This window comes from Streptomyces sp. NPDC048420 (assembly GCF_040651535.1).
In the GTDB taxonomy this organism is placed as follows: Bacteria; Actinomycetota; Actinomycetes; order Streptomycetales; family Streptomycetaceae; genus Streptomyces.
Map to the genome: position 1 here is coordinate 1 of NZ_JBEZKG010000040.1, position 25230 is coordinate 25230.

A 25230-nucleotide genomic window follows, 5' to 3' on the forward strand; every position below is an offset into this window, starting at 1 on the left:
GGTATCAACATATCTGGCGTTGATTTTTGGCACGCTGTTGAGTTCTCAAGGAACGGACGCTTCCTTTGTACTCACCCTCTCGGGCTTTCCTCCGGGCTTTTCCCTTCGGTCTTGCGTTTCCGACTCTATCAGACCGTTTCCGGTTCCGATTTCCTCGGCGCTTTCCAGGTTCCCGCTTCCGCGTTTCCCTTTCCGGCGCTCCCAACATTATCAGAACTTTCGGGCCGGACTAACCGGCCACTTGTTTCCGATTCATCGGGAAGGGGCTTCTTCGAAATCAAGATTTTCTAGAAGCAGACAGACACTCACTGCTACCGAGCGGGATGAACCCAGCTCCAGGCAACTGTTCGAATCTACCTCCCCACTCGATCCATGTCAACGGCTCCTGTGGGGCGAAGGAGACACTAGCAGCTCAGCACAGTCCCCCGCACATCAGGCAGCAGTCGGGACGGTGGCGCTGCGTTCGGCTGCCTCGACGTCGCCCGTGTCACCGGCACGCGCCGCGCGTCCGCCCAGGACGAAGACGTAGGCGAGGAAGGCCAGCTCGGCGATGATCCCGATGGCGATGCGGGCCCAGGTGGGCAGGCCGGAGGGGGTGACGAAGCCTTCTATGGCACCGGAGACGAACAGGACCAGCGCCAGGCCTATCGCCATGCCCACGGCTGCTCGACCCTCCTCGGCGAGTGCGATGCGTCGGGAGCGTGGGCCGGGGTCGACGAGGGTCCACCCGAGACGCAGGCCCGTGCCGGCGGCTACGAAGACGGCGGTCAGTTCGAGCAGGCCATGTGGGAGCACGAGGCCGAGGAACGTGTCGAGTCGGCCGGCCGAGGACATCAGGCCGACGCCGATGCCGAGGTTGAGCATGTTCTGGAAGAGGATCCAGAGGACCGGAAGGCCGAGGAAGACCCCCAGCACCAGGCACATGGCGGCGGCCTGGGCGTTGTTCGTCCAGACCTGGGCAGCGAAGGAGGCCGCGGGATGGCTCGAGTAGTACGTCTCGTACTGGCCGCCGGGGCGTGTGAGCTCACGCAGTTCGCTCGGGGCTGCGATCGAGGACTGCACCTCGGGATGGGTGCCGATCCACCAGCCCAGGAGGGCTGCGACAAGGGTGGACAACAGTGCGGTGGGCACCCACCAGTGGCGCGACCGATAGACCGCGGCCGGGAAGCCGTGGGCGAGGAAGCGTGTGACATCGCGCCAAGAGGCGCGGCGGGTCCCTGTGACGGCACTACGCGCGCGTGCGACGAGTTGGCTGAGCCGGCCGGTCAGCTGCGGGTCGGGGGCGCTGGACTGGATCAGGGAGAGGTGGGTGGCGGTGCGCTGGTAGAGGGCGACGAGTTCGTCCGCCTCGGCGCCGTTGAGGCGACGCTGGCGCCTGAGCAGGGCGTCGAGGCGGTCCCACTCGGCTCGGTGGGCGGTGACGAAGACGTCGAGGTCCATCGGTTTGCCTGCTCCTCGGCTGATCGTCGGCGGTCCATCGTGGATGTCAGCTTGTCGTACTGCGGCGCGATGCGCCCTCAGCTTGGCAGACTGGCTGTTCACGAGGCAGGTCAGGGGAAGGGCGGCGGGCGTTGAGTGAGCTGGTGACGGGCGAGGCGGTGGCGCTGGAGTTGCGCCCTGCGAGGCTGCCCAGCAGGGCGTTGGCCGTGCTGATCGATCTGGTCGTGGCCATGGTCGTGTACATCGCTGTGACCATCGCTCTGGTGGCCGCCTCCGCTTCGCTGGACGATGCGGCGCAGGTCGCCCTGTCGATCGCCGCGTTCCTGCTCGTACTGGTGGGCGGTCCGATCGCGGTCGAGACGCTGAGCCATGGGCGGTCGTTGGGGAAACTCGCCGTGGGGCTTCGCGTGGTGCGCGACGACGGCGGGCCGATCCGGTTCCGGCACGCTCTGGTGCGGGGTGCGATCGGTGTGGTCGAGATTCTGATGACGTTCGGGGTCGTCGCCTGTATCGCCTCACTCGTGTCGGCACGTGGGCGTCGGCTGGGTGATGTGTTCGCGGGGACTCTGGTGGTGCGGGAACGGGTTCCCGTCGCGCCCAGCGGATTCGTGCCGCCGCCTCCGCCGTGGCTGGCCGGGCGGTTCTCCGAGCTCGATCTCTCAGCGGTCCCCGATGGTCTGTGGCTTGCCATCCGGCAGTACCTGACGCGGATGCACCAGCTGGATCCACAGGTCGGCTGGGCCATGGCCGAGCGGCTGGCGTCCGATCTCGCGGCTCGTACGGGGGCTCCGGCGCCGCAGGGTGTGCCGCCGGGCGCGTATCTGGCCGCGGTGGTGCAGGAGCGGCAGGCCCGCGAGGTCCGGCGGTCCTTCGGCGGCGCTACGGCGGCGGCCGGGTCGTCACCCGCACCGGGGCCCGGTGCTGTCGTCGGGGCGCCGGGCGGCTACCCGTACGCGGGGGTGCAGCCTGCGGCTCCGTCCTCTCCTCCGCCGCCTGTCTCGTACGCCGTCGAAGCGGCTCCGGCTGTGGGGTATCCCGGCGTTCCGGCTGTTGGCACACCGTCCCAAGAGTCCTCCGAGCAGGTCCCGCCCGCCGTGCCGCCGGAGGGCAAGCCCGCATCCGGGTTCGTGCCGCCGGCCTGATCGTGTCGGTGCCCCTGGCCGCACTGGTGCCGGGGGCCGCTGAAGCCGGTTCAGTCAAGCGGTGCTTCGGGGAACGCCGACGGTGGTGATTCAAGGTCCTCCAGCTCGATCCCGGGGGCCGCGAGGACCACGTCGCCTGCGATGTGTACGGAGTGCTGCTCGCCCGTGTCCAGCGCTGTGACCTGGTACTCCTCCACGGTGAGCGGGCCGTTGTCAGTGGCGTGTGCTTCTCTTTTCAGCAAGGTCCAGGACTGGTCCACGGTGCGCGGGGCGAGGACGGGGTCCGTGAAGGCCACGAGGCGTACGCGGGTTGCTGAGGCGGAGGGGGCGAGGCGTAGGAGACGGGTGGTGGCAACAAGGAATGCGGGAGATGTGCCGGTGAAGGCGTGGGCGGCGACGTTGCCTTCCGTGGCGTGGGTCCCGGTGGGGTCCGTGCGGACCCAGGTGACACCGTCGAGCGCGGCACCGCGCACCTGCCAGCTCGCGGCGTGGAGTTCAAGGCGGATGGGGCGGCCAAGTTCGTCCAGGGTCAGATCGACCGAGCCGCTGTGATCGCCCGCGGGGGTGGTCAGTTGAGAGACATAGCGCCAGCCGGAAGGGCCGGGGGCGCACTGGAAGTGTTCTTCCGCGAGGGGGGTGTGATCGTGCGGATCGTGGAGCGAATAACGGCCGCGGGGCATGGGGGTCCTGGGTTCTGACGGGCTGTCCGGCCTGACGGTCACACGGCGAGGGAGCAGGACGGCAGAAGGGTCACTGGGCCAAAGGGCAGGCCCCCGACACGGGGGTGCGGGGGCCTGCCTCGGAGGTACTGCTGCTGTGCCGTCAGGCTCAGTAGCGGTAGTGGTCCGGCTTGTACGGGCCGTCGACCTCGACGCCGATGTACGACGCCTGCTCCGGGCGCAGCTGGGTCAGCTTCACGCCGAGCGAGTTCAGGTGGAGGCGGGCGACCTTCTCGTCGAGGTGCTTGGGCAGCACGTAGACGTCGATCGGGTACTCGGACTGCTTGGTGAACAGCTCGATCTGGGCCAGGGTCTGGTCCGCGAAGGAGTTGGACATCACGAACGACGGATGGCCGGTGGCGTTGCCCAGGTTCAGCAGGCGGCCCTCGGAGAGGACGATCAGGACCTTGCCGTCGGGGAACTTCCAGGTGTGGACCTGCGGCTTGACCTCGTCCTTGACGATGCCGGGAATCTTCGCCAGGCCGGCCATGTCGATCTCGTTGTCGAAGTGGCCGATGTTGCCGACGATCGCCTGGTGCTTCATCTTGGCCATGTCCGAGGCCATGATGATGTCCTTGTTGCCCGTCGTGGTGATGAAAATGTCGGCCGTCTCGACGACCTCGTCGAGGGTCGTGACCTGGTAGCCGTCCATCGCCGCCTGCAGGGCGCAGATCGGGTCGATCTCGGTGACGATGACGCGGGCGCCCTGTCCGCGCAGGGACTCCGCGCAGCCCTTGCCCACGTCGCCGTAGCCGCAGACGACCGCGGTCTTGCCGCCGATGAGGACGTCGGTAGCGCGGTTGATGCCGTCGATCAGGGAGTGGCGGCAGCCGTACTTGTTGTCGAACTTCGACTTGGTGACGGCGTCGTTGACGTTGATCGCCGGGAACAGGAGGGTGCCGTCACGGTGCATCTCGTACAGACGGTGGACGCCGGTGGTGGTCTCCTCGGTGACACCGCGGATCTCCGAGGCGAGCTGGGTCCACTTCTGGGAGCCGTCGGTGATGGTGCGGTTCAGGAGCTCCAGGATGACCCGGTGCTCCTCGTTCTCGGCGGTGTCGACCGAGGGGACCTTGCCGGCCTTCTCGTACTCGACGCCCTTGTGGACCAGGAGGGTGGCGTCGCCGCCGTCGTCCAGGATCATGTTCGGGCCGCCGGTGGGGGTGTTCGGCCAGGTCAGAGCCTGCTCCGTGCACCACCAGTACTCCTCCAGGGTCTCGCCCTTCCAGGCGAAGACCGGGATGCCCTGGGGGTTGTCGGGCGTGCCGTTCGGGCCGACGGCGACGGCTGCGGCCGCGTGGTCCTGGGTGGAGAAGATGTTGCAGGACACCCAGCGGACCTCGGCGCCCAGGGCGACCAGGGTCTCGATCAGGACGGCGGTCTGCACGGTCATGTGCAGCGAGCCCATGATTCGGGCGCCGGCCAGCGGCTGGGTGGCCGCGTACTCCTTGCGGATCGCCATCAGGCCGGGCATCTCGTGCTCGGCGAGGGTGATCTCCTTGCGGCCGAACTCGGCCAGGGAGAGGTCGGCGACCTTGAAGTCCTGTCGGTTTTCGACAGTCGTCATTGCGAGCTGCTCCTTGGGGTTGGGGCGACGTGGGTACGGCTGGTCTGCGCGGCGGCGGACACAGGGGTGCCCGAAGAGGACACAGGCATGCCCGGTGCGCGCAGCGCAGTCCGTCGGAGGCCCTCTCTCCCTCGGTCGGTCCGCGGTGGGACCGCCCGACCGCCATCAGCAGCGACGTCTGGCTCGGTCCCAAGCTACACCGGTCGGCCGGGCGACCCCAGCCCGCCTACGAATACATCAGGCCGATCAGGGGCTCCGGTTCAGACATGGCCTGGCTCCGTCGGCCGTCCTGACAGGGTGCCCTGGCGTGGGTGACATCAAGCCCAAGAACTGCGGAACGGGCGACAACAGACCAGGTCATCCGGGGACTTTTGCTTCTCGGAGGGTCTGGGCAGGTGAGGGAGGATGCGAAGCGATCGGAACATCTGATCGATCTTGCGGGGCGTCCGGGACCCGGCGTTTCCGCGCGACAAAGGCGTTAGGAGATCGACGTGACCAATCCGGCCGGACCTCCCTCCACGGACGGCGGCAGCGACGAGCGGCAACGGTTGAAGCTGCTCGCGGTGACCGCGTGCCCGACCGGCATCGCCCACACGTACATGGCCGCGGAGAAGCTCGCGCAGGCCGCCGCGAGCCGTGGCATCGACATGAAGGTGGAGACGCAGGGATCGATCGGGGCTGAAAATGTCCTGGATGACAACGATGTCAGCTCCGCGGACGGAATCATCATCGCCGCGGACAAGGACGTGGACCTGAGCCGGTTCGTGGGCAAGCGGGTGCTGACCGTGGGAGTGGCGGAGGGCATCCACCACCCCGAGCGGCTGATCGAGCGGGTGCGGTCGGCGCCGTTGCACAGGACTGGCGGCGCCCCGGCAGCGACTGCACCGGCCGACGGTGGCAAGCAGCGAAGCACGGTCTACAAGGCGCTGATGAACGGCGTCTCGTACATGATCCCGTTCGTGGTCGTCGGCGGTCTGCTGATCGCAGTCTCGCTCGCGCTCGGGGGTGACGCGACGGCCAAGGGCTATGTGATCCCCGAGGGCACCTTTTGGGCTGACGTCAATCAGATCGGTGTCATCGGCTTCCAGCTGATGATCCCGATCCTTTCCGGATACATCGCCTACGCCATCGCCGACCGCCCCGCCCTCGTCCCCGGCATGATCGGTGGCTGGATAGCGAACACCGGGGCGCTGTACGACTCAAAGGCGGGCGCCGGGTTCATCGGGGCGATCGTGACCGGGTTCCTCGCCGGGTATCTGGTGCTGTGGATCAAGAAGGTCAAGGTCCCGAAGTTCGTGCAGCCGATCATGCCGATCATCGTGATCCCGATCGTGGCGGCCACGGCGCTCGGACTGTTCTTCATCTACGTCATCGGGAAGCCGATCTCCTGGGTGTTCGAGCACCTGACCGACTGGCTCAGCGGGATGACGGGGACGAGTGCGATCCTCCTGGGCACGATCCTGGGGCTCATGATCGCGTTCGACATGGGCGGGCCGGTCAACAAGACGGCGTTCCTGTTCGGCACGGGGCTCATCGCGACCGGCAACCAGACGGTCATGGGCATGTGCGCGGCCGCGATCCCGGTCATGCCGTTGGGGCAGGGCCTGGCCACGCTGATACGGAAGCGGCTCTACACCGAGCAGGAGCGGGAGACCGGGCTGGCCGCGCTGTTCATGGGCTGCTTCGGTATCTCTGAGGGCGCGATCCCGTTCGCGGCGGCGCGGCCCGCGCAGGTCATCCCGGCCAACATGCTCGGAGGCGCAGTGGCCGGTGCGATCGCCGGCGTTGCCGGGGTCGAGGACGCGGTGCCGCACGGCGGACCGATCGTGGCGGTGCTGGGCGCGGTGAGCGGGGTTCCGATGTTCTTCGTGGCCGTGGTGATCGGCATGGTTGTCACGGCTCTGACGACGGTCGCGCTGGTCGACATCAGCGAGCGGAGGCGCAAGGGTGCGGCGCCGGTGGCGGGGGCAGGTGCGGCCGGGCCGGTGGCGCCTGTGCCGGTCGGGGTGGGAGCCGGTGCGACGGCCGCCGGTGCGGCCGGGGCCGTGGCGGCGCAGAGGGTCGTGTCCGCGTCGAGCGCGCCGACCGCCGAAGCCGCACCGGCCGGGACTCGGGAAGCCGCAGACACCGACGCCGACGCCGACGGCAGGGCCGAAGGCGTGCCCTCGGTCGAGGCCAACGCCGACGCCGCCGAAGTCCTCTCCGGCCATCTCACCCGGCAGACCGTGAAGCTCGACCTCGCCTCCCATGACAAGGAGGCCGCCATCCGGGAGATGGCGGAGCTGCTCGCCCGGTCCGGCAAGGTTGCGGATGTGGAGGAGCTGGTCGCCACCGCCCTGCGGCGGGAGGAACAGGGCACGACCGGGCTCGGGGAGGAGATCGCGATCCCGCATGCCAAGACGGATGCGGTGACCGCGCCGGTCGTCGGGTTCGCGCGGTCCGCCGAGGGCATCGAGTGGGGTGCGCTGGACGGTACGAAGGCCAGGCTGGTCTTCATGATCTCCGTGCCGGAGGCGGCCGCGGGCGACGAGCACCTGCGGATCCTGGCGCTGCTGTCGCGGAAGCTGATGGATCCCGGCTTCCGGGAGCGGCTCCTCGCCGCGCCGGACGAGAGGGCGGTACTCGGGGTACTGGGCGAGATCCGGTAGGTGCCGGGACGCAGGAAAGCAGCGGGGCCCGCCGAGAGATCAACGGGCCCCGTCGCCGTACGAGAGAAGGCGGTACGGCGGGTGATCAGTGGCCGGGCGTCGGCTGCTGGGCGGGGCCGCCGGGGGTCGCCTCGCGGTCGGGGCCCTTGGCGGCCTCGGTCTCGCTGTAGATGTCCGGTTCGAGGTAGATGACGCGAGCGATCGGGACGGCCTCGCGGATGCGGGACTCTGCGGCGTTGATCGCGGAGGCGACCTCGGCGGCCGTGTCGTCGTGCTGGACGGCGATCTTCGCGGCGACGAGCAGTTCCTCGGGGCCGAGGTGGAGCGTGCGCATGTGGATGATGCCCGTCACGGTGTCGCCGTCGACGATCGCCGTCTCGATCTTCTGGACCGCCTCGACGCCCGCGGACTCGCCGAGGAGCAGGGACTTGGTCTCCACGGCCAGGACGAGGGCGATCAGGATGAGCAGGATGCCGATGCAGAGGGTGCCGATGCCGTCCCAGACGCCGTCGCCGGTGAGCAGGGCCAGGCCGACGCCGCCGAGGGCGAGGATCAGGCCGACCAGTGCGCCGAGGTCCTCCAGGAGGACGACCGGGAGCTCGGGCGCCTTGGCGCGGCGCACGAACTCCTTCCAGGAGAGGGTGCCGCGCAGCGGGTTCGACTCCTTGATGGCCGTACGGAAGGAGAAGCTCTCGGCGATGATCGCGAAGACGAGGACGCCCACCGGCCAGTACCAGTGCTCGATCTCATGCGGGTGCTTGATCTTCTCGTAGCCCTCGTAGATGGCGAACATGCCGCCGACCGAGAAGAGGACGATGGAGACCAGGAAGGCGTAGATGTAGCGCTCGCGGCCGTAGCCGAAGGGGTGTTGCGGGGTGGCCTCGCGCTGGGCCTTCTTGCCGCCGAGGAGCAGCAGGAATTGGTTGCCGGAGTCGGCGAGGGAGTGCACGCCCTCGGCGAGCATCGAGGACGAGCCGCTGAACGCGAACGCCACGAACTTCGACGCCGCGATCGCGAGGTTGGCGCCGAGTGCCGCCACGATCGCCTTGGTTCCGCCTGACGCGCTCATCTGCTCGCGTTGTCCCTTCGCTTCAAGTGCTCTACGCCGTCCAGGCCTTTGCACGTCCTTTGCCGGTGGGCCATTCTTGCAGCCCCGCCCGGCACGGATGTCTCAGGTATCCACAGCCCCAGTCATACCGTCACACGATCACGGTGGCGCGGAAGACCGTGCCCGTGCCTGACACCTCGGCCTTCTCGCCCGCCGGGACGAAGACCGACCGACCGGGGCTCAGTTCGTGTTCCCCGGCTCGCACGGAACCTGCCGTGCAGAGCAGGATCTGCGGGGTCGGGCGGGTCAGGTCGTGGGGGGCGGCGCCCTCAGGGAGGACGTAACGGGAGAGCCGGAACTCGTCGATGGGCGTCTCGTAGACCTCCTCGCCGTCGGGGGCCGCCTCGGGGCGGAGTACGCCCGGGTCGGCTGCCTCGAAGCGGACGATGCGCAGGAGTTCGGGGACGTCGACGTGCTTGGGGGTCAGGCCGCAGCGCAGGACGTTGTCGGAGTTGGCCATGATCTCGACGCCGAGCCCGTTCAGGTAGGCGTGCGGGATGCCGGCGCCGAGGAACAGGGCCTCGCCGGGCTGCAGACGGACGTGATTGAGCAGCATCGCGGCGATGACGCCCGGGTCGCCCGGGTAGTGGTGGGCGATCTCGGCGTAGGGGGCGTGGTCGCCGCCGAGGCGGGCGCAGGCGGCCGCGGCCTCGGTGACCGTGTGGGCCATCTCCGCGCGGTCTGCGGTCAGGACGGCCGTCAGGACCTCGCGCAGGGCCGCCTCCTCCGGGCTGGCGTGCAGGAGGTCGACGTACGGCTTGAGGGAGTCGACGCCGAGCGCGTCGAGCAGCTCGGCCGCGCGCGCGGGTTCGCGGAAGCCGCACAGGCCGTCGAACTCGGTGAGCGCGCAGATCAGTTCGGGCTTGTGGTTGGCGTCCTTGTAGTTGCGGTGGCCCGCGTCCACGGGGATGCCACGGCGCTCCTCGTCCTCGTAACCCTCCTTCGCCTGGGCGAGGTCGGGATGCACCTGGAGGGAGAGCGGGGCGCCCGCGGCGAGGATCTTGAGCAGGAAGGGCAGGCGGGGGCCGAACTTGGCGACGGCCGCCTCGCCCAGTTCGCGCGCGGGGTCGGCGTCGATGACCTCGACGAGCGTGCCCCGCGCGGTGCGTGAGGGGGCGCCGGGGTGGGCGCCCATCCACATCTCCGCCTGCGGTTCACCGGTCGGCTCGGCGCCGAGGAGTGAGGGGATGGCGGTGGTGGAACCCCAGGCGTAGGGGCGGACGGTGTTGTCGAGGCGGTCCATCAGGCTCTTTCTGTACGTACGGCGATCAAGGCGTCCTGGGCAACGTCAGGCCCCTGAGGCGAGCGCCAGGTAAACGGCGGCGAAATCCGTGACGGCGATCAGTTCGGCGAGGGTCTCGATCTCGCCGCCGGCCTCCGGCTCCAGCTCGCTGATCGGCGTGTCGTGGCTGAGGGCCAGGTCACGCGCGGACGGGGCTGCGCTGAGACCGCCGATCGGGCGGTCGCGAAGGAGCACCACGCGTGCGTGCAGCGCGGGAGGCTCCTCCACGCGGTCGCGGAAGAAGTCGTCGGGGTCCGCGCCGGCGGCCAGCGGTCCGGAAAGGAGCGTGCGGTGCGCGGCGAGGGCCTCGGGCAGTTCGGAGACCAGGGCGGGGCGGCCGGAGAGCTCGGCGAGGGCCGCGGCGAAACGGCGGCCGGCGGGGCCCGCGGAGGTGCCCTCGGTCCAGATCACCGGGAGCGCGTCGGCGAGTTCGGCGGCGAGGGTCTTGGCCGGGTTGCTGTAGGTCGCGATGGCGGGGCCGCAGCGCTCCGCGATGTGGTCGAGGCGGCCGGCGATCTTCTCGAGGGTGTCGGGCGGGGCGGCGAGCAGACCGGCGCGGTCGAGGACGGCGAGGAGCGGGGTGAGCAGGGCCCACAGGACGCCGGGGGCGGATGCAGTGATGGGCGTGTCCTGCTCGTAGGGGGCTGTCGCCAGGGGCACGAACAGGCCGTGGGCGCCCTCGACCGCCTCGGAGAGCGGGGTGTGGCCGGGGGCCACGGCGACGACCGTGCAGCCGCGGCGGTAGGCCTGGTCGGCGAGCAGGGACAGGCCCGGTTCGGTGCCGTCGGGGGTGGCGATCAGGAGCAGGTCGACCGAGCCGGCCCAGCCGGGGAGTTCCCAGCGCAGGGCGCCCGCGGCGGGGGCGACACCGGTGGGGGCGAGGCGGGTGACGGGGCTGCCGGCTCCGGCGAGGGTGCCGAGGAGGTCGGCCACGTGGGTGGCGGCGGCGCCGGGGCCCGCGATGAGGACCGCGCGCGGGCGGCCGTCGGGCTTGAGGTCGTTCACCCCGGCCTCGGCGGCGTGCCTGGCCGCTGTGCGGACGCGGGCGCCGGCCTCCGCGGCACCGCGGAGCAGGCCTCGGCGGTCGGCCTCCGAGAGGGCCTCGGGGGTGTCTAGCAGCGATTCGTCGAGCATGGGGCGGCAGCCTCCGATCGCCGGGTCTCCGGGACGCCGGGTTGTCGCTTCGCCGGGTCGTCCGGCCGCGCGGTCCGGGACGCCGGTGGTCGCTGTGTCGTTGTCGCTTACGGCAGTTGGAGCGCTGTTTCGTCTACGGCGGGCCTGGCGCGCTTACGCGGGGCGGCGGGCCTCGTCGACGAGAAGGACGGGGATGCCGTCGCGGACGGGGTAAGCCAGGCCGCAGTCCTGGCCTGTGCAGATCAGCTCGGTGTCCTGCTCCTTGAGGGGGGCGTGGCAGGCCGGGCAGGCGAGGATCTCCAGGAGGCCGGCTTCGAGCGGCATGGGGGTTCCCTTCGGGGGCGGTACGGCTGCTTGTGCGGATGTGCCTGGTCAGGGTACCGCCGGGGAGAGGGGGGTGCCGGGGTTGGGGCGAGGTCTGAGTGGGGGTGGTGTGGGGGATTTCTCGCCCCCGCCGCCCCTACCCGTCCCATCCCCCAGGGGCGCTGCCCCTTCGACCCCGGCCCCTGGGGGCTGCGCCCCCAGACCCCCATCGGCCCGAAAGGCCTCGTCCTCAAACGCCGGACGGGCTGAAATGCGCGAACCGGCACTCGTCAGCTCCTGATGATCGCCAGTACCCCGTCCCGTACCTTCGCCATCGTCGCCTCGTCCCTCGCCTCCGCGTTCAGGCGCAGGAGGGGTTCGGTGTTGGACGGGCGGACGTTGAACCACCAGTCGGAGGCGGTGACCGTGAGGCCGTCGAGTTCGTCGGTCTCGATGCCCTCCTGGCCGGCGTAGGCGGCCTTGATCGCTGCCACACGGCCCTTCTGGTCGGCGACCGTGGAATTGATCTCGCCGGAGCCCACGTAGCGGTCGTACTGGGCGACCAGGGCCGAGAGGGGGCCGTCCTGGCCGCCGAGAGTGGCGAGGACGTGGAGGGCGGCCAGCATGCCTGTGTCCGCGTTCCAGAAGTCCTTGAAGTAGTAGTGCGCGGAGTGCTCGCCCCCGAAGATCGCGCCGGTGCTCGCCATCTCGGCCTTGATGAAGGAGTGGCCCACGCGTGTGCGTACTGGTGTGCCGCCGTTCTCCCTGACGACCTCCGGAACGGACCAGGACGTGATCAGGTTGTGGATCACGGTGCCCTTGCCGCCGTGCTTGGCGAGCTCCCGGGAGGCCACCAGGGCGGTGATGGCGGACGGGGAGACCGGTGCGCCGCGCTCGTCGACGACGAAGCAGCGGTCGGCGTCGCCGTCGAAGGCGATGCCGAGGTCGGCGCCCTCCTCGGTGACCCGCTTCTGGAGGTCGACGATGTTGGCCGGGTCGAGGGGGTTGGCCTCGTGGTTCGGGAAGGTGCCGTCCAGTTCGAAGTACATCGGGACGGTGTCCAGGGGCAGGCCCGCGAAGACCGTGGGGACGGTGTGGCCGCCCATGCCGTTGCCCGCGTCGACGACGACCTTCAGGGGGCGGATCGAGGTGAGGTCGACCAGGGAGCGGAGGTGGGCCGCGTAGTCGTCCAGCGTGTCCCGCTGCGTGATCGTGCCCGTCGGCCCGGTCGCTTCCGGGGCGCCCGACTCGCTCCACTGTTCGACCAGGGAGCGGATCTCGGCGAGGCCGGTGTCCTGGCCGACCGGGGCCGCGCCCGCGCGGCACATCTTGATGCCGTTGTACTGGGCGGGGTTGTGGGAGGCCGTGAACATCGCGCCCGGCAGGTCCAGCGCGCCGGAGGCGTAGTACAGCTGGTCGGTCGAGCACAGGCCGATCTCGGTGACGTCCACGCCACGGGCGGCCGCTCCGCGCGCGAAGGCCCGTGACAGGGCGGGGGACGTGGGCCGCATGTCGTGGCCGGTCACGATCGCGCTCGCCCCCGTGACCTGGACGAAGGCGGCACCGAAGAGCTCGGCCAGCGTCTCGTCCCACTGGTCCGGGACCACTCCGCGCACGTCGTACGCCTTCACGAGCTGTGACAGATCAGCCACGGCCAACCCTTCCGAAAGTCCTGTCGGTCAGCACAAACTACCCGTAGGCACTGACAGTGGGCTGTGCGGTACCTGAGTGGACTTCGGGCCGTGACCCCAGGTCAAGGTCTCAGGGCAGCATCCAGTCCAGTACCGGCGAACTCTGCCCGACCACGATCAGACACATCACCAGCAGCAGCCCGATGCTCCAGGGCAGCACCTTGCGCAGCAGGTCCCCCTCGCGGCCCGCGAGCCCTACGGCCGCGCAGGCGATGGTGAGGTTCTGCGGGGAGATCATCTTGCCGAGGACCCCGCCGGAGCTGTTGGCGGCGGCCAGCAGCTCCGGGGAGAGACCGGACTCCCGCGCTGCGGTCACCTGCAGGGCCCCGAACAGCGCGTTGGCCGAGGTGTCCGAACCGGAGACGGCCACTCCGAACCAGCCGAGTACCGGCGACAGGAAGGCGAGTCCGGCGCCCGCGGCCGCGACGAAGTGGCCTATGGTCGCCGCCTGTCCGGAGAGGTTCATGACGTACGCGAGCGCCAGCACGGACGTGACGGTCAGGATCGCGAACCTCAACTCGTGGACCGTGGCGGCCCATTCGCGAACGGCCACACGCGCGTGCACGCCGAGGACGATCGCCGTGAGGATGCCCGCGAACAGCACCAGGGTGCCGCCGGTGGAGACGGCCGGCCAGGTGAAGACGTTGCCGCCGACCGGATCGCCGTCGGCGTTCACGACGTTCAGGAACGGCCAGTCGTAGGTCTGGGTCGCCTTGGCCAGCCAGTCCTTGACGGCCGGGATCTGCGCGACGGAGAAGATCACGACGATCAGCGCGTACGGCGAGTAGGCACGCAGGACTTCACCGCGCGGGTCGCTCTCGTCGAGGTCGAGGTCCTCGCTGCGCGTGCCGGTCAGCACGGAAGCGCGTACGGACTCGTCGGCCGGCTCGCGCGCGCGTGGAACGGCGACCAGGGCGCCCGCACCGGCCAAGGCGGCGCCGATGTCGGCGAGTTGGGCGGAGAGGTAGTTGGAGGCCGCGAACTGGGCGACGGCGAAGGCGATTCCGCACACAAGGGCCGGCGCCCAGGTCTCGCGCAGGCCACGTCGTCCGTCGACCAGGAAGACCAGCACCAGGGGCACCACCAGGGCCAGCAAAGGCGTTTGACGGCCCACCACGGACGCCACGTCGTCCAGGGGCAACCCGGTGACCTGGGCGAGCGTCACGACCGGGGTGCCCATCGCGCCGAAGGCGACCGGGGCGGTGTTGGCCACAAGTGCGACGACCGCCGCGCGCACCGGGTCGAAGCCGAGGGCGACGAGCATGACCGAGCAGATCGCGACCGGCGCACCGAAGCCCGCGAGGGCCTCCAGGAGCGCGCCGAAGCAGAAGGCGACGACGAGGGCCTGGATGCGCGGGTCGTCGGAGAGTCGCCCGAAGGAGCGGCGCAGGATGTCGAAGTGCCGGGTGCGGACGGTCATCCGGTACACCCACAGGGCGTTGACGACGATCCACAGGATGGGGAAGAGGCCGAAGGCGGCTCCCTGGGCGGCGCTGGAGACGGTCTGGCCCAGGGGCATGCCGTAGGCGAGCCAGGCGACCAGAGCGGCCGCCAGGAGGCCGGTGAGGCCCGCCAGATGGGCTTTCATGCGGACGCCGCCGAGCAGGACGAGGACGATCACCAGGGGCAGCGCCGCGACGAGGGCGGACAGCCCGAGCGAGTGGGCGACGTGTTCGAGTTCCTGGACGTACACGGGCGCTTCCCCGATTCCGTCATGCGGAAAGCGATTTCTCACTTCGGCTTACGGAATGGTCGTGTCCGCGCCAAGGGGACGTCAATGGGCGTGCGTCACGGAGCGGAACGCGCACGAAACGCGCACAAAAGAAAGGTCAGTTGTCGGGCGAGCGCAGCACCCGCAGATGGCCGCGGCGCGCGACCTCCATCGGGTCGGCCGTGCGGGGCCCGCCACCGGCCTCGGCGGTGCGCCCCTGGGGACGGGCCGCCTCGCGCACGGCGTTGGCAAGCGCTTCCAGGTCGTCACCGCTGGGCCGGGCCGGGGCGGAGCCGTCGAGGAGCCGCACGACCTCCCAGCCACGCGGTGCGGTGAGGCGCTCGGAGTGCTCGGCGCACAGGTCGTAGCAGTGGGGTTCGGCGTAGGTGGCGAGCGGGCCGAGGACCGCGGTCGAGTCGGCGTAGACGTACGTCAGCGTCGCGACGGCGGGACGGCCGCAAGCGGTGCGCGAACAGCGACGTACAGGGCTCACGACGTTGGACGGTACCGCACTCTTGAGCGGGCCGCGACGACTCTCCCCCAGGTCACCCCACCGTGTCGTGTTGTGAAACGCCCCACACGCCACTCCGATCACACGGCGATGACCTGCGCGGACATCCGCTTTCGAGGGGCCGAACACACCTGAGAGCGGTCACCAGTTGGCACAAACCATGTCAATTGCCTTGAGATCGCCGGTCCCGGAGAGATGCGGAATCGAGCCCAACCTTGGCTGGAATGGTCAACTGCCGACATGCCGTACGAGACGGTCGTACGTCGTTTCGGGCCGGGGCCGGGGTGCCGCGTGGGCGCCGGGCGCGGGAGCGCGGCGAGGATTACGCTTCACCAGTGATGGACAACCCCGTACCGCCCCGCGCCACCGGCCCCGGGCCCCGCCGCCGTGATCGCCACGGACGAGGCATGCGCGGCCCGATCGCCCCGCCGCAGGTGCCGCTCGCCGCGAGTCGTGCCGAGGCGTTCGCGGACCTGGTGCAGGACTCCGTGGAGCGCTTGGAGCGGCGCTGGCCGCAGCTCGCCGACATCGATTTCCTGGTCCTCGAGGTGCCTCGGCTGGACGGGCAGACCTGGAACGACGAGGCGGTGCCGCTCGGCGGGACGATTCCCGCGCGTGAGGGCCGTCCCGCGCGCGTGGTCGTCTACCGGCGGCCGGTGGAGATCCGCACCAAGGGGCGCGACGAGCGGGCGGCGCTGGTGCACGAGGTGGTCGTTGAGCAGGTCGCCGAGCTGCTCGGGCTCACTCCGGAGACGGTCGATCCGCGGTACGGCGAGGACTGAACCGCCCGCGGATCACCTTCGCTACTTCTGCAGCACCGACAGATCCTGGTCCGCCTCCGGCACCGCCACCATGCCCCGGTCGTCCGGGAGGGTCTGGACGGTGAAGCCCGCGACGCCGTCCTCGGTGGCCGCCAGGGTGCGGGCGCCGTAGACCGGGCCACCCGAGACATGCTCGACCGTCAGCGCGTAGGTGCCCTTGAGGCCGGTCGGGGTGGGGGCCGCCACGTTCTGCGTGGTGCCCGCCTTGATCGTGAACGTCTTGGAGACCGCCTCGCCCCCCTCGCTGCCCGCCGAGGCCGTGACCTTGACCGTGGTCGTCCGGGTGGGGGCGGTCAGGGAAAGCGTGGTGCCCTTGGAGCTGTTGTCGGCGACCGTCGCGCGCGTGCCGACGGGACGCGTGGCCGGGATGAACGCCGTCTCCTGGTCGTCGCCCTTGCCGCGGACGACCCGCAGCGCGGCGACCACCGGCACGGAGGTGTCGGTGGGGGTCAGCACCAGCGAACCGGCCTCCCCGCGCGTGACGTCGCCGAGGTCGGCCGAGGTCGTCATGCCCGCCTTCACGTGCAGCGTCTCGTTCCCGGCGGGGGTGATCAGGCCGGTCGGGGACGCGAGCTGCACCTTCAGGTCGGCGTCGGAGTCGCTGGGCGTGAAGGCGACCAGGCGTACGGCGGTCGCGTCCTTCGGGATGCCGGGCAGCACCAGGCTGCCGGACGGGTCCGTGGACGCGGCCAGCCAGTCGCCGCCGAGCTTGTCGTCCAGGGCCTGCACGGCCGCGCCCACGCGCCCGCTGCGGACGTTCACATGGACGGTGAGGTTCTCCTGCTTCTCCTCGGTGAGCGTGGACAGCAGGATCGGGTCGCTGGAGTGCGGCGCGACGGTGATGCCCTCCCCCAGCGTGGAGTCCAGGGCGCCGTCCTTGCCGTAGAGCTCGATGTCGACGACGGCGGCGGAGTCGTCGGGGTTGGTCAGGTGCACGTAGTCGGTGCGGTCGGCGGCCGTGCTCGCGCCCGGGAACCAGAACTCGGTGTCGGGAGCGGAGCAGTTGACGCCCTGGAGCCCGCGTCCGGTGCCGGCGGCGACCTCCGTGGTCTCCTGGACGGTCCAGCCGGGCGCGAACTTCCCCTCGGCGGTGCCGACGAGGGCCGACGCGTCACCGCCGGAGGTCTCCCCGGTCGCGGGCTTGCCGGGCTCCGCGGGTTCGAGGACCGGCTTGGCAGCCTTCTTCTTGCTCGTGCTCTTGCCGTCCGACTCCTCGCCGGCCGCCTTGAGTTCGCCCTTGCCGCTGTCACCCGCGTCCTTGGTGACCGGCGTGAAGGACGTGTACGCCGTCTCCGCGATGTCCGAGGTGCTGGGCGCCGGGCAGAGCAGGCTGGTGCGCTCCACGGGCAGCTCGGCGGCCGTCCTCGCGGTGTCGCTCGCGGCATCCGGTGAGCTGAGTGTGGCGAACCCGGTGACTGCGGCGAGCGCGGCGGTGCCGGCGATGAGGGACAGGGTGGTGCGGTTCACTGCTGACTCCCGTCGGGGCGCTCACTGCCGTCGGCGCCCGGGTGCTGCTGCGCCGGGTCGTACGCGGGGTCGTAGCCCTGGTCGTACTGCTGCTCGTACTGGCCGCCGTACGACTGGTCGTACGGCGCCTGCTGGGCCTGGCCGCCGTAGGCGTACGGGTCGTACTGGCCGCCCTGGTAGGGGTCCGCCTGGTACGGCTGCTGGTCGTAGCCGCCCGTCTGGTACTGCTGAGCGGTGTTCTGGTACTGGTCGCCGGTGTAGGTGCCGTACTCGGCGTTCGCGTAGCTCGGGGCGTCCCAGTCGCCGTAGGACTGCTGCTGCGGGACGGGGGCCGGGGCGGGGGCCTCCTCCGGAGGAGCAGGGAAGTCCTCGGTCCCGGCGGTCTCCTCGGCCTCGGCCTGGGCGCGCAGCCGGCGGGCGCGGCGGCCCTCGCCCGCCACGGCCTGGGCGGGGATCGACGGCTCCTCGGGGAGGTCGTCGTCGATGTCGCGGCGGCGGCCGGGAAGGGCCATCACCACGAGGACGACCGCGAGGGAGCCCTGGATCCACAGCCAGAGGGTGTGGGTGAAGGGGTCGTCGAAGGTGACGTCCAACGTGCCGCCGGAGGCGGGGAGTTCGAAGCCCTGGGCCCAGCCGTCGACGGTGGTGGGGCTGAGCGGCTTGCCGTCCAGCGTGGCCGTCCAGCCTTCGGCGGCGGTGTCCGCGAGGCGCAGGATCCGGCCGTCGGTGCCGGACGGGATCGTGGTGTGGATGTCGACGGGGCCCGCGGCGACGGGCTGCGCGGTGCCCGAGCCGGACTTCGCGACGATGGTCGCGCGCGCGACCTCCTGGTCGACCCGCCACAGGCCGCTGCCGTCCTGCTGGCTGAGCCGGGTCAGGCCGGGTGTGGCGTCCAGCACGCGCGTGACCGCGCGGGGCGCGCCCTTGTGGACGAGGACGTAGCGCACGGCGAAGCCGCCGAGTTCGTCGGCCTGGTCGGCGCCGGAGCCGGCGACCAGGTTGGCGACGACCTTGTCCAGCTTGCTGTTCTCGCCGTCGGCGGCGGCGAGTTCGGCGTCGCCGAGGCGGGCGCCGGAGCCGCGCACCAGCATGTAGCCGACGTGTGCGGTGGAGTCGCTGTCGAGGACGAGGGTGCGGGCCTGGTCGCGGGTGCCGCTCTCCTCGGCGACGAACGCGGGCACCTGCACGGGGTCGCGGCGCTCCAGCGGTCCGTCGGCGCCGCCGATCATCCAGCCGGCTGCGACGAGCAGCGGGCCCGCGGCGGAGGCGAAGGCGATCAGGGCGGCGACCGGCTGGCGCCAGCCGAAGCTCTGCTCGGCCACGCGTGCGCGTGCCCCGTCGGCGCCGAGCATGGCGGCGGCCAGCAGGGCGAGGCCGTAGACGAGGGTGGCGGGGCCGGCCCAGGTCGAGTCGTTGGACAGGACCGCGAAGACGAGGCCCACCAGGGCCACCGCCCAGGCCGTCCAGACGCCGAAATGCCGCTCGGTGCGCAGCAGGGCGGCGAGCGCGGCCAGCACCACACCGATGAGCATCAGCCCGTCGACCGTGCCGGGGCCGCCGGGGCTCGCACCGAGCAGGTCGAGCGCGGAGGCGGCCGAGGAGCCGTAGGCGAGCCCGGCCTGGTCGAAGAAGCCGAACGGGAGCAGCGTCAGCGACCAGGGCGCGAGCACCAGCAGGGGTGTGCCGAACTGGGCCAGGAAGCGCAGACCGTAGGCGGTGATGTCGGTACGGCGCACGACCAGCAGGGCGATGCCGAGGATCAGCGTGATCGGCCAGATGATCGGCGTGAACGCGGTCGTGACGGTGAGCAGGAGCGCGAACGCCCAGGTGGCGCGCCAGCTTCCGCGTGCGCCCGAGGTGGTGGTCAGGCCGGCGGCCGCGACGCCCGCGCGCGCGATGAGCGGCAGCAGGACGGCGAGGACGGCGGTGCCGACCCGGCCGCCGGCGAGGGCGCCGGTGGCCGCGGGCAGGAACGCGTAGACGACGGCCGCCCACGCACGCAGGAGGCGGGACTCGACGAGCGGGCGGGAGGCGAAGTAGGCCGTGAAGCCGGCCAGCGGCACCGCGCAGACCAGAAGGATCGTCAGCGCCAGGCCGGTCGAGCCGAGCAGGACGGAGGAGAGCGCGGCGATGATCGCCAGGTACGGCGGCGCGGACGGGGTGCCGCCCGCGCCCACCGCGTGCCACGCGTCCGCGTAGCGCGACCACAGCTCGCTCGCGTCGGCCGGGGCGGGCAGCAGGGCGCCGCCCGCGAGGGCGCCGCCGCCCAGGAGGTTGCGGCAGGCGACCAGGGCGACCAGCAGCAGCCCCAGGAAGAGCATCGGGCCGGGGTTGCGGGCGATGCGCTTGAGGCGGGCGAACTGCTCGATCTCCAGGAAGTCCGCGTCGTCGCCGCCGGGTCCGGACTCGATGCCGCCGCCATGGCGTCCGGCCGTGGTGGTCTCGGCGTCGGAGCCGCCGAAGAAGTTTCCGGCCACCTGTTCCACGGTGGCCCGCACGGTCGCGCCGGGTGGCGGGAAGAGCTGTCTGAGCTCGTCCTTGTCGACGACCGGCTTGCCGCGCTTGTTCCGCCCGGCGATGATCCTCTCGGGCCGCAGCAGGGTGCCGAGGAGGCCGCGGATCTCGTCGAGGGCCTGTCCCGGGACCTTGCCGACGAGATAGGCGACGGTCCGCAGGAGGGTGCCGAGGACCAGCCGCAGCAGTACCCAGGGCAGCCCGGCCGTACGGGTGTTGACGAGCAGGGTGTAGACGGCGCCGGCCTTGTCGACCTTGTGCGGGGAGGCGGTGGTGCGGCCCGCGCAGTCGACGGTACGGCGCTCTCGGGAGGCCGCCTCGGCATGGCGTACGACGGCTTCGGGGGCGATGAGGACGCGGTGGCCCGCGGCCTGGGCGCGCCAGCACAGGTCGACGTCGTCGCGCATGAGGGGCAGCCGCCGGTCGAAGCCGCCGAGCTGTTCGAAGACGTCGCGGCGGATCAGCATGCCGGCGGTGGAGACCGACAGCACGGACCGGACGTGGTCGTGCTGGCCCTGGTCCTGTTCGCGGCGGTCCAGGCCGGTCCAGCGGCGGCCTGAGTGGGCGATCGAGACGCCGACCTCAAGGAGCTGCCGCTTGTCGTACCAGCCGCGGAGCTTCGGGCCGACAACAGCTACGTCGTCCCGGCCGAGCTCCAGTTCGTTCTCCACGACACGCAGCAGCTGGGCCAGGGCGTCGGGCTCGGGGGCGCAGTCGTCGTGCAGCAGCCACAGCCACTGGACCGGCTCGCCGTGCGGCAGCTCCGGCATGTCGTAGGCGTCGTCGCGCCAGGTGCGCGTGACCGGGTCCCAGCCGCTGGGCCGCTTCAGGTACGGCAGCTCGTCCGGGGTGAGGACCGGGGCGGTGCGGCTCGCCTCCTCGACGGCCTGGCCGAAGCCGGTGCGCCGGGCGAGGTGCAGGACGCGGTCGGCGCCGAGGGCGTCGGTGACCAGCTGGGCGGAGTCGTCCGCGCTGCCGGTGTCGGCGGCCATGGCGAACTGCACGGGACGCTCCTGGCCGAGCAGCCCGGCGAGCGCGTCGGGCAGCCAGCGGGCGCCGTCATGGGAGACGAGCACCGCGGTCACCACATGACGCGGGAACTCAGGAGTGGCAGCGTGGTCTTGGGCTGCCGTGTGGCTGTGCACGGACATCGAGGTACGGGCCCCGGTTCGGTGGACTGCGGTGGACGCCTGTGCCCTGAGGGGGCGGCGAGGCGTCTCGGACGAGCGCCCACACTATCGGCTGGGCAGGACGGCGGCCCGCCGCCTGTGGATAACCCACGTGCGACGGGCCGTTCGGTTGCGTACGAAAAGTGCTGCGAAGAGTGCTGCGCAGTGTGCCTCGCGTCAGACGGCGGCCTTCTTCAGCCTGCGGCGTTCGCGTTCCGACAGGCCGCCCCAGATGCCGAAGCGCTCGTCGTTGGCGAGGGCGTATTCGAGGCACTCGGAGCGGACCTCGCAGGAGAGGCAGACCTTCTTGGCCTCGCGGGTGGAGCCGCCCTTCTCCGGGAAGAAGGACTCGGGGTCGGTCTGGGCGCACAGCGCGCGCTCCTGCCAGCCGAGTTCCTCGTCCGCGTCGTCGACCAGCAGTTGCTGCACCGTCTCGGTCATGTGCGCCCCTCGTCTGTCTTTCGCGTCCCCGTGTGACGGCCGTTACCGATTTCGGCTGAACGACACGAGTGAAATTACAAGTGTGCTGCTCCGGGCGAGTCAAGCCGAGATCTGCTATTGGGCCCCTTATTCACTCTGCGGAACCAAGGCCTAGCAGAAAGTGTTCAAATCGGCATAAACCTTGACAGGCAGGCGAAGCCCGAGGGGGTTGCCGACCCCACCCCAAGCCTGTGCGGACCTGTACGGGGAAGGACGCCCATCAGTTCGATCTCGTTCCGTACGCGCGCATGGAAGTCGCGTGGAGGTCACGGTCCGTGCGCCCGGTTGTGCGCCATGTGTCCCGGTAGGCACATGAACAAACCTTTCACCTCCGAGATGAACCGGATGAGGTGAAACCCGTCCCACATGCCGGTGTCGAGTTGACAGTCATGGTGTGAACCGATTGCCTTGTGGGCATGCTCGCGAACTTGGCACTCACCTCGACCCGCCCCGCCGGGTCCCACGGTGCTGCCCGCGCTCGCTGTAGCTGTTGTTGCTGTTCCAGCTGTTGAGCCCAACGCGCTCCGGCTGCCCCTGAGTCCACCGTGACTCGGCTGCTTGTTCCCCGCCCGCACCAGGGCATTCCTGTCTTCCCGTGATCCGGGCGGACGGTACGCGACACCCAGCCATCCCCCACTCTTCCGCCGAGGACCCACCGCACCCCATGAACAGCGACAACGACCTCCAGATCGCCGGCGACCTCCTCGAAGTCCCCCACCTCCTGCAGGCGCCGCGCGAGCACCCGGCCACCGTCGCCGACTTCGTCGGCCTGGCCCGCTCCATCGCCGCCGACCGCTCGCAGTGGGCGCATCTCGTCCAGTACGACGCGACCAGCCGCTGGTACCACCGGCTGCGCACCGGGCCCGGCTACGAGGTGTGGCTGCTGTCCTGGGTGCCGGGACAGGGCAGCGGGCTGCACGACCACGGCCGCTCCTCCGGTGTCCTCACCGTCCTGGAGGGCGCGCTGACCGAGCGCACCGAGCGGGGCACGCGCGCGCTGGGGGCGGGTTCCCAGCGGGTGTTCGCACCGGGGTACGTGCACGAGGTCGTCAATGACGCGCTGGAGCCGGCGGTGAGCCTGCACGTGTACTACCCGGGCCTGACCGAGATGCCCATGCACACTGCCTGCACCGCGCGCGAGTCCTACGACGAGGTCGACGCCGTAACCGCATGACGCGTTGTCGTACCCGCCTGCAAGACTGGCTTCCATGCGAATCGTGGTTCTGGCAGGCGGCATCGGTGGTGCCCGTTTCCTGCGTGGTCTGAAGCAGGCCGCGCCGGAGGCGGACATCACGGTCATCGGCAACACCGGGGACGACATCCACCTCTTCGGTCTGAAGGTCTGCCCGGACCTCGACACGGTGATGTACACGCTCGGCGGCGGCATCAACGAAGAGCAGGGCTGGGGGCGGGCCGAGGAGACCTTCCACCTCAAGGAGGAGCTCGCGGCGTACGGGGTCGGGCCCGAGTGGTTCGGGCTCGGGGACCGGGACTTCGCCACGCACATCGTGCGGACGCAGATGATCGGTGCCGGGTATCCGCTGAGCGCGGTGACCGAGGCGCTGTGCGACCGGTGGAAGCCGGGGGTGCGGCTGATCCCGATGACCGACGACCGGGTCGAGACGCATGTGGCCGTCGAGGTCGAAGGTGAGCGCAAGGCCGTTCACTTCCAGGAGTACTGGGTGCGGCTGCGGGCGTCCGTGCCGGCCCACGCGGTCGTGCCGGTGGGCGCGGAGCAGGCCAAGCCGGCGCCGGGCGTCCTGGAGGCGATCGCCGAGGCGGACGTCGTGCTGTTCCCGCCGTCCAACCCGGTCGTGTCCGTCGGCACCATCCTCGCGGTGCCCGGGATCCGTGAGGCGATCGCCGAGGCCGGGGTGCCGGTGGTGGGCCTGTCCCCCATCGTCGGGGACGCGCCCGTGCGCGGTATGGCCGACAAGGTGCTCGCGGCGGTCGGCGTCGAGTCCACCGCCGCCGCGGTCGCCGAGCACTACGGCTCGGGGCTCCTTGACGGCTGGCTCGTCGACACCGTGGACGCGGGCGCGGTCGACCGGATCGAGTCGGCCGGCATCCGCTGCCGGGCGGTGCCCCTGATGATGACCGACCTCGACGCGACCGCGAGGATGGCCCAGGAGGCGCTGGAGCTGGCGGAGGAGGTGCGCGGAGCTTGAGCGAGATGGCTACCGAAGCCGACGGCTACCGGGTCTGGGCCGTATCCGGTCTTCCCGAGGTGCAGCGGGGGGACGACCTGGCCAAGATGATCGCCGCCGCCGAACCCGGCCTGGTCGACGGGGATGTCCTCCTTGTCACCTCGAAGATCGTGTCCAAGGCGGAGGGGCGGGTCGTCCGGGCCGATGACCGGGAGGCCGCGATCGACGCCGAGACCGTGCGGGTCGTGGCGCGGCGCGGGCCGCTCAGGATCGTGGAGAACCGGCAGGGGCTGGTGATGGCGGCCGCCGGGGTGGACGCCTCCAACACCCCTTCCGGGACCGTGCTGTTGCTGCCCGAGGACCCGGACGCGTCCGCGCGGGCGATCCGGGACGGGCTGCGGGACGCCCTCGGGGTCGACGTCGGCGTGGTCGTCACCGACACCTTCGGGCGGCCCTGGCGCGCCGGGCTCACCGATGTCGCGATCGGCGCCGCCGGGGTGCGGGTGCTGGACGATCTGCGGGGCGGGACGGACGCGTACGGCAATCCGCTGAGCGCGACCGTCGTGGCGACGGCCGACGAGCTGGCCGCCGCCGGTGATCTCGTCAAGGGCAAGGCCGCCGGACTGCCCGTCGCCGTCGTGCGCGGGCTGGGGCATGTGGTGGCCGAGGAGCACGGGGAGGGGGCGCGGGCCATGGTGCGCCACGCGCGCGACGACATGTTCCGGCTGGGGACGTCCGAGGCGGTGCGGGAGGCGGTCGCCCAGCGTCGTACCGTGCGGGCCTTCACCGACGAGCCCGTCGACCCCGGGGCCGTGCGGCGGGCGGTGGCGCTCGCGGTCACCGCGCCGGCGCCGCACCACACCACACCGTGGCGGTTCGTGCTGCTGGAGTCCGAGGGCGCGCGGACCGCCCTGCTGGACGCCATGCGGGATGCCTGGATCGCCGATCTGCGGCGGGACGGGAAGTCCGAGGAGTCCATAGCCAAGCGGGTCCGGCGGGGCGATGTCCTGCGGAACGCGCCGTATCTCGTGGTGCCCTGTCTGGTGATGGACGGGTCGCACAGATACGGCGATGTGCGGCGGGACGGGGCCGAGCGGGAGATGTTCGTCGTCGCCGCCGGGGCCGGGGTGCAGAACCTCCTCGTCGCGCTGGCCGGGGAGCGGCTGGGGTCGGCGTGGGTGTCGTCCACGATGTTCTGCCGGGACGTGGTGCGCGAGGTGCTGGGGCTGCCGGAGGACTGGGACCCGATGGGGGCCGTGGCGGTGGGGCATCCGGCGGAGGAGCCGCGGCCCCGGCCGGAGCGGGATGCGGGGAGTTTCATCGAGGTGCGCTGAGGTGCGTCTAGTGTCGTAGGGCTTCTCCCCGTTTCTCTCGTA

20 protein-coding genes are annotated in these 25230 nt (G+C 70.9%); 7 read left to right on the forward strand and 13 right to left on the reverse strand.

Translation table 11 applies throughout. The annotated features are described in order from the left end of the window. The coding region (locus AB0D34_RS42915) for a hypothetical protein (protein ID WP_362672536.1) at positions 1–291 on the forward strand (291 nt) is incomplete at its 5' end. Between the two features lie 141 nt (positions 292–432). Here the strand turns inward: AB0D34_RS42915 and AB0D34_RS42920 are convergent. Continuing rightward, positions 433–1440 carry a stage II sporulation protein M gene (locus tag AB0D34_RS42920; protein ID WP_362672538.1) on the reverse strand — a complete coding sequence of 336 codons (1008 nt, stop codon included), beginning with the start codon at positions 1438–1440 and terminating at the stop codon, positions 433–435. Between the two features lie 131 nt (positions 1441–1571). On the opposite strand from AB0D34_RS42920, the gene AB0D34_RS42925 reads away from it, so the two are divergent. Continuing rightward, positions 1572–2582, forward strand: a complete 1011-nt coding sequence (locus tag AB0D34_RS42925) for an RDD family protein (protein ID WP_362672540.1) — start codon at positions 1572–1574, stop codon at positions 2580–2582. A gap of 50 nt (positions 2583–2632) precedes the next feature. Here the strand turns inward: AB0D34_RS42925 and AB0D34_RS42930 are convergent, their stop codons facing one another. Next, a complete protein-coding gene (locus tag AB0D34_RS42930) occupies positions 2633–3262 on the reverse strand; it encodes a hypothetical protein (protein ID WP_362672543.1) in 630 nt (209 codons plus the stop codon). Between the two features lie 148 nt (positions 3263–3410). Continuing rightward, complete coding sequence (ahcY, locus tag AB0D34_RS42935) at positions 3411–4868, reverse strand: adenosylhomocysteinase (RefSeq protein ID WP_362672545.1); 1458 nt, start codon at positions 4866–4868, stop codon at positions 3411–3413. Positions 4869–5359: 491 nt separating this feature from the next. On the opposite strand from ahcY, the gene AB0D34_RS42940 reads away from it, so the two are divergent. Further along, entirely contained in the window at positions 5360–7516 is a 2157-nt protein-coding gene (locus AB0D34_RS42940) for a fructose-specific PTS transporter subunit EIIC (protein WP_362672547.1), read from the forward strand. An 85-nt stretch (positions 7517–7601) separates the two neighbouring features. Here the strand turns inward: AB0D34_RS42940 and AB0D34_RS42945 are convergent, their stop codons facing one another. The 7 genes from AB0D34_RS42945 to AB0D34_RS42975 all read right to left on the reverse strand — a co-directional run bounded on the left by AB0D34_RS42945 (position 7602) and on the right by AB0D34_RS42975 (position 15238). Beyond that, on the reverse strand, positions 7602–8585 hold the full coding sequence (locus tag AB0D34_RS42945) for a cation diffusion facilitator family transporter (protein WP_362672550.1): 984 nt from the start codon (positions 8583–8585) through the stop codon (positions 7602–7604). A gap of 130 nt (positions 8586–8715) precedes the next feature. After that, entirely contained in the window at positions 8716–9867 is a 1152-nt protein-coding gene (manA, locus tag AB0D34_RS42950) for a mannose-6-phosphate isomerase, class I (protein WP_362672552.1), read from the reverse strand. Between the two features lie 45 nt (positions 9868–9912). Continuing rightward, entirely contained in the window at positions 9913–11040 is a 1128-nt protein-coding gene (locus tag AB0D34_RS42955) for an SIS domain-containing protein (RefSeq protein ID WP_362672554.1), read from the reverse strand. 153 nt (positions 11041–11193) lie between these two features. Then, positions 11194–11364, reverse strand: a complete 171-nt coding sequence (locus tag AB0D34_RS42960) for a Trm112 family protein (RefSeq protein ID WP_007382472.1) — start codon at positions 11362–11364, stop codon at positions 11194–11196. Positions 11365–11633: 269 nt separating this feature from the next. Next, on the reverse strand, positions 11634–13001 hold the full coding sequence (locus AB0D34_RS42965; RefSeq protein ID WP_362672556.1) for a phosphomannomutase/phosphoglucomutase: 1368 nt from the start codon (positions 12999–13001) through the stop codon (positions 11634–11636). A 103-nt stretch (positions 13002–13104) separates the two neighbouring features. After that, on the reverse strand, positions 13105–14727 hold the full coding sequence (locus AB0D34_RS42970) for an L-lactate permease (RefSeq protein WP_362672558.1): 1623 nt from the start codon (positions 14725–14727) through the stop codon (positions 13105–13107). Positions 14728–14863: 136 nt separating this feature from the next. Further along, a complete protein-coding gene (locus tag AB0D34_RS42975) occupies positions 14864–15238 on the reverse strand; it encodes a DUF3499 domain-containing protein (protein ID WP_362672560.1) in 375 nt (124 codons plus the stop codon). Between the two features lie 356 nt (positions 15239–15594). Between AB0D34_RS42975 and AB0D34_RS42980 the strand changes: the two genes are divergently transcribed. Next, positions 15595–16038, forward strand: coding sequence for a metallopeptidase family protein (locus AB0D34_RS42980; protein WP_362672658.1), 444 nt, complete (start codon positions 15595–15597; stop codon positions 16036–16038). 21 nt (positions 16039–16059) lie between these two features. Here the strand turns inward: AB0D34_RS42980 and AB0D34_RS42985 are convergent, their stop codons facing one another. The 3 genes from AB0D34_RS42985 to AB0D34_RS42995 all read right to left on the reverse strand — a co-directional run bounded on the left by AB0D34_RS42985 (position 16060) and on the right by AB0D34_RS42995 (position 21668). Beyond that, complete coding sequence (locus AB0D34_RS42985; protein ID WP_362672563.1) at positions 16060–17544, reverse strand: DUF5719 family protein; 1485 nt, start codon at positions 17542–17544, stop codon at positions 16060–16062. Continuing rightward, positions 17541–21209, reverse strand: a complete 3669-nt coding sequence (locus AB0D34_RS42990) for a glycosyltransferase (protein WP_362672565.1) — start codon at positions 21207–21209, stop codon at positions 17541–17543. Before AB0D34_RS42990 ends, AB0D34_RS42985 begins: the two co-directional genes overlap by 4 nt. Positions 21210–21404: 195 nt before the next feature. Then, a complete protein-coding gene (locus AB0D34_RS42995) occupies positions 21405–21668 on the reverse strand; it encodes a WhiB family transcriptional regulator (protein WP_020137941.1) in 264 nt (87 codons plus the stop codon). Between the two features lie 703 nt (positions 21669–22371). Between AB0D34_RS42995 and AB0D34_RS43000 the strand changes: the two genes are divergently transcribed. Genes AB0D34_RS43000 through AB0D34_RS43010 form a run of 3 tightly spaced genes read left to right on the forward strand, consistent with a single transcriptional unit; the run spans position 22372 to position 25188 of the window. Then, a complete protein-coding gene (locus tag AB0D34_RS43000) occupies positions 22372–22881 on the forward strand; it encodes a cysteine dioxygenase family protein (RefSeq protein ID WP_362672568.1) in 510 nt (169 codons plus the stop codon). Positions 22882–22915: 34 nt separating this feature from the next. Then, entirely contained in the window at positions 22916–23875 is a 960-nt protein-coding gene (cofD, locus tag AB0D34_RS43005; protein WP_362672571.1) for a 2-phospho-L-lactate transferase, read from the forward strand. A 5-nt stretch (positions 23876–23880) separates the two neighbouring features. Further along, on the forward strand, positions 23881–25188 hold the full coding sequence (locus tag AB0D34_RS43010) for a coenzyme F420-0:L-glutamate ligase (protein WP_362672573.1): 1308 nt from the start codon (positions 23881–23883) through the stop codon (positions 25186–25188). Positions 25189–25230: the final 42 nt, after the last annotated feature.